The 4,058-nt window shown below is 72.9% G+C and carries 4 protein-coding genes; 1 reads left to right on the forward strand and 3 read right to left on the reverse strand.

What is annotated here, in order from left to right; all coding sequences use genetic code 11:
- On the reverse strand, positions 1–801 hold an 801-nt coding region (locus VGD85_RS03605; protein WP_331062082.1), incomplete at its 3' end, for a Rossmann fold nucleotide-binding protein.
- Between the two features lie 20 nt (positions 802–821).
- Positions 822–1,709, reverse strand: a complete 888-nt coding sequence (locus VGD85_RS03610; protein WP_331062083.1) for a serine protein kinase RIO — start codon at positions 1,707–1,709, stop codon at positions 822–824.
- A gap of 185 nt (positions 1,710–1,894) precedes the next feature.
- On the opposite strand from VGD85_RS03610, the gene VGD85_RS03615 reads away from it, so the two are divergent.
- Positions 1,895–3,325 carry a M1 family metallopeptidase gene (locus tag VGD85_RS03615; protein ID WP_331062084.1) on the forward strand — a complete coding sequence of 477 codons (1,431 nt, stop codon included), beginning with the start codon at positions 1,895–1,897 and terminating at the stop codon, positions 3,323–3,325.
- A 5-nt stretch (positions 3,326–3,330) separates the two neighbouring features.
- On the opposite strand, the gene VGD85_RS03620 is transcribed toward VGD85_RS03615, so the two are convergent.
- The coding region (locus VGD85_RS03620; RefSeq protein ID WP_331062085.1) for an FAD-binding oxidoreductase at positions 3,331–4,058 on the reverse strand (728 nt) is incomplete at its 5' end.

A 4,058-nucleotide genomic window follows, 5' to 3' on the forward strand; every position in this document is an offset into this window, starting at 1 on the left:
GTTGCGGAAGTACTTCGCGATCGCGGTCGCGAACACGTTCGGCGGCTCGTGCCCGTAGTGCCAGGTGGGGATGCCGAGGGAGTCGGTCCCGTCCGCGAACCGGTCGAGCACGTCGAAGGCGCGTTCGGACCACGCGCCCACCGACGGCCGGTACGACGGGACCGCGGCCAGCATCGACAGCGCCTCGTCGAGCGCGTCGGGCTGCCGCGCCAGCCACGCGCCGAGGTTCGCCGCCTCCATCGCACCGGGACCGCCACCGGTGGCGACCACCCGGGTGCCGCCGAGAGCGGCGCCCAGGCGGGCCGCGTCGCCGTACGCCGGGTCGCGGCGGTCGGCCGTGTGCCGGCCCATGACGCCGACCAGGTGACGGCCCTCGACCCAGGTCTCCAGGGCCAGGTCGATCGCGTGGTCGTGGAGGGCCCGCGCCAGGGCCTTGTCCCGGGTCGCGGGTCGCTGCGACCACGCGTACGCGCGGGCGTCGAGCGAGTCGGAGTACTCGACGCCGTCGTACAGCTCCTCCGGCGTGTAGAGGTCCGTCCGTGCCGTGTCGACCGGTGTGTCCGGGATCGCCGGCAGCACGAGCGCCCCGGCGGCGCGCGCCATCGCCTCGTCGCCGGGCGCGAAGGCGCAGCCCAGGAACGTCGCCCCGGCGAGGTCGAGCGCGGCCAGGGTCTCGTGCCGGCCGGTGAGGTCGACGCCGCGGACCCGCCAGCCCCGCAGGGCGGTGGCACCCGCGGCGAGACGCCGGTCGAGCTCCGCGAGGGTCTCGACGTGGACGACGCGGCCGCGGGTGCTCTTCACCCGGACAACCTAGAACGCCGCTAGAAGGCGTGGGCCATCAGCTCGCCGAAGAGCTCCTGCTCGTCGACTGGCAGGCCGCGCGAGCGGAACCAGCCGGCCACGTTGGCGCAGTCGCGCATCAGGAAGTCCATGCCGTTGACGTTGCCGGTCAGGTCGACGATCTGCGGCAGGTCGATGATCACCAGCCGCTCGCCGGCCGCGAGGAGGTTGTACGCCGACAGGTCGCCGTGCACGATCCCGTGCCCGGCCATCGTGGCCAGCGCCTCGCGCAGCTGGTCGAAGTACGACGCCAGCAGCGCCGGCTCGGGTCGGGTCTGGGCGAGCCGGGGCGCGCTCTCGCCGTCCTCGTCGGTGATCCACTCCATGAGGATCTCCGTGCCGTCGATCTGCACGGGGTAGGGGACCGGCAGCCCGAGCGACCAGCACCGCTTGAGGGCGTCCCACTCCGAGACCGCCCACTCGCTGGTCGCGACGACCTTGCCCCAGGTGCTCTTGCGCTTGAGGGCACGCTGGTCGCGGGATCGTTTGACGCTGCGGCCCTCGGTGTAGGACGCGGCCCGGTGGAACGTGCGGTGCTCGGTGCTGCGGTAGCGCTTGGCGACCATGACGACGGACTCGCCGACCGCGTCGCTCCCGGGGACGGCGCGCTCGAGCAGGTAGGCGTCGGCCTCCTTGCCGGTCTTGAGGATGCCGAGCTCGGTGTCGAGGGCGGCTTGAGAGGTGACGACCCAGTCGGGGCGCGGCTCCGGGCCGCGGCACAGCGGCTCGACGCTGAGCCAGGTGGACCAGCGCTGGGTGTCGTCGTCGGGCTCGTCGTACGCGGTGAAGTCGAAGACGAACGAGGGGTCGAGATCGGGCTGCGGGTCAGCAGCGGGGTCGGGCAGGTACTGCGTGAAGTCGTGAGACATCGCGGTGGGTGCTCCAGGAGATCGAGAGGGTTTGGTCTGCGGACAGGCCAAGGACAGTCGTCGACATGTCACGCTCCTCTCGCTCGGGCACCCGGCAGCCTGCCGGACGGCTGGAACGAGTGTCGGGCCACGCGATCGCGACCGGCAACCGAATTAACGCGGGGCCGGTCGGTTAGGTTGCTCGCGTGCTCCGTCGTCTCGCCGCGCTGTGCGCCGCGGCCCTGGTCGTGTCCCCGCTCGCCTCGTCCTCCCCGGCCACCGGTGGGGAGGAGGCGCCGCACGGAGCCGCCGGCATCGGCGACCCGTACTTCCCGCTCGACGGCAACGGCGGCATCGACGTGCGCTCCTACGACATCCACGACCGCTACCGGTTCCGCGAGGGCCGGCTGTCGGGGTGGACCGCGGTGACCCTGCGGGCGACCGAGACGCTGTCGACCTTCAACCTCGACTTCCTGCTGCCGGTGCGGGCCGTGTCGGTCGACGGCCGTGCCGCCGAGTTCGACAAGACCCACCACGAGCTGGTCGTCCACCACCCGGTGACGGCCGGTGACGTCGTCCGCGTCGTCGTTCGCTACGCGGGACGCCCGGGGAAGTACTCCTATGCGGGGGAGAGCAACTGGTTGGCCGAGGCCCACGAGGTCGTCGCGATGAACCAGCCCCACATGGCGCCGTGGTGGTTCCCGGCCAACGACCACCCGCTGGACAAGGCCCGCGTGCGCATGTCGATCACGGTGCCGAAGACCAAGCAGGTCATCGGCAACGGTCGCCGGGTCGCGCGGACCGTGCGCGGCGGTCTGGCCACCACGACCTGGCAGGCGGCCGAGCCGATGGTCCCGTACCTCGCGTTCTTCGCGGCCGGGTCCTACGAGGTCGCGCACGGCCGCGCGGACGGGCGGCCGTGGTACGTCGCCGTCTCGGACGGCCTCGGCACCGCGTCGCAGCGCGTCGCGATGGGACTGATGAAGCGCACGCCGGACCTCGTGCGCTGGCTCGAGAGGGTCATCGGGCCCTACCCGTTCGCCCAGACCGGCGGGCTCACCACGGCCCTGCCCGTCGGCTTCGCGCTCGAGAACCAGACCCGGCCGACGTACCCGTTCCTGGGCGATGGCCAGGGTGCGGTGCGGATCGTGGTCCACGAGCTGGCCCACCAGTGGTTCGGCGACTCCGTGGCCATCGCGAGCTGGCGCGACATCTGGCTCAACGAGGGCTGGGCGACCTACTTCGAGGACTACTACGGCGAGACCCACGGCGGGCCGACCACCGACGAGCTCCTGCGCGACCAGTACGGCGACATCCCGTCCGACGACGCGTTCTGGAGCCGTGAGGTCGCCGACCCCTGCGCCGACCACGAGGACTGCGTCGGCCCGATCTTCGCCGGCTTCGTCTACGAGCGCGGCGGCATGGCCCTCTCCGCGCTGCGCAACCGGATCGGCGACGACGCCTTCGGCCAGCTGATCCGGCGCTGGGTGACCGACCACGCCGACGGCAACGGCAGCACCGAGCAGTTCGAGGCGCTCGCCGAGCAGGTCAGCGGCCAGGACCTGGGCGGGTTCTTCGACGCCTGGGTGCACGCGACGACGAAGCCCGCGGACACGGCCGCCAACGGCCTGGGGTGAGCTCGTCAGTGCAGCAGGGGTGAGACGAGCCGCCCCACCACGCTGGGCAGCCGGGTGACGGACTCCTCCGCGTCGGCGAGGGTCATCGCGCGCAGGCCGGCGTTGATGCCCAGCCAGCGCCACGGCTCCGGTTCCCAGGCGGGGGAGCGGTGCCCGACCCAGGGCAGCCGGGTCAGGTCGGTGTCCCGCCCGAGCACGAGGTCGCGCAGCGTCCGGCCGGCCAGGTTGGTCGTGCTGACCCCGTCGCCGACGTACCCGCCGGCCCAGGCCAGTCCGGTCTCCCGATCGAGCCCGACCGAGGCCCACCAGTCGCGCGCGATGCCGAGCGCCCCGCCCCACGCGTGGGTCACCCGGGTGCCGGCGAGCACGGGGAACAGGTCGACGAGCGTCGCGTACAGACGCGCGAACACCGCCTCGTCGCGGTCGTACTCCGGCCGGATCCGGGAGCCGAGGTGGTACGGCGCGCCGCGGCCGCCGAAGACGAGCCGATCGTCCGCGGTCCGCTGCCCGTAGACGATGAGGTGGCGGTGGTCGGTGAAGGTCTCCCGGCGGGCGAGCCCGATCTCGTCCCATGTCGCCGGCGACAGCGGCTCGGTCGCGATGATCAGCGAGTAGACCGGCACGACGGTGCGCTCCTCGCCGCTCAGCGAGGGCGTGTAGCCCTCGGTCGCCCGCACCACGGTCCCGGCTCGCACGTCGCCGTCGGCGGTGTGCGCGCGGCCCGGGCCGATCG

This window comes from Nocardioides sp., from assembly GCF_036401255.1.
GTDB lineage: Bacteria > Actinomycetota > Actinomycetes > Propionibacteriales > Nocardioidaceae > Nocardioides.